Genomic DNA, 761 nt, shown 5'->3' on the forward strand with positions numbered 1-761 from the left:
CCAGCCAGCCGCTGCCTGGGCCAGTGGTCAAGTTCCTGGTCCAGGTGATGTGGCCGCAGGGCCGCCTGCTGCGTGACTACAGCGTGTTGCTCGACCAGGCCCAGGCCCAGGGCGACAAGCCGGCTGCTGGCAATCTCAACCCGGCCAGTACCGCTGCCAGCAGCTACACCACCCAGCGTCGCGACACGTTGTGGCAAATTGCTGCTCGCAACACCCAGGGCGGTTCGATCCAGCAGACCATGATCGCCATCCAGGCCCTGAACCCGGATGCCTTCATCGGCAATAACATCAACCAGCTGAAGATTGGCCAGGTGCTGCGCCTGCCCGACCAGCAGCAGGTTCAGAGCATCGCCCAGGCCGAGGCCAACCGTGAGGTGGCCGAGCAGTACGCGGCCTGGCGTGAGGGCCGTCGGTTGGGCCCGCGGGCCCGTCAGCTGGACGCCACTCGCCGTGGTGCCGCCGACGCCGCCCCGGCGCGTGTTGCCCAGGGCGACAACCTGCGCCTGGTCAGCCCGGGCAACCAGGCGGGGGCCGACCAGGCCAAAGCGCTAAGCGACAAGCTGGCGGTGGCGCAGGAAAGTCTCGATACCAGCCGCCGCGACAACGACGAACTCAAGAGCCGCATGAGTGACCTGCAGAGCCAGCTGGACAAGCTGCAGCGTCTGATCGACCTGAAAAACGACCAGTTGGCGCGTCTTCAGGCGCAGGGTGCCGCCACGCCGTCCCCGGCAGGCGTCGCCCCGGCGCCCGCGCCGCAAGCC

The 761-nt window shown here is 68.3% G+C and carries 1 protein-coding gene; it reads left to right on the forward strand.

Annotation, left to right across the window (positions count from 1 at the left end):
- A partial coding sequence (locus G1E_RS26435) for a FimV family protein (RefSeq protein ID WP_047150268.1) occupies positions 1–761 on the forward strand: 761 nt, incomplete at both ends.

This window comes from Pseudomonas sp. TJI-51 (assembly GCF_000190455.2).
Lineage (GTDB): Bacteria > Pseudomonadota > Gammaproteobacteria > Pseudomonadales > Pseudomonadaceae > Aquipseudomonas > Aquipseudomonas juntendi.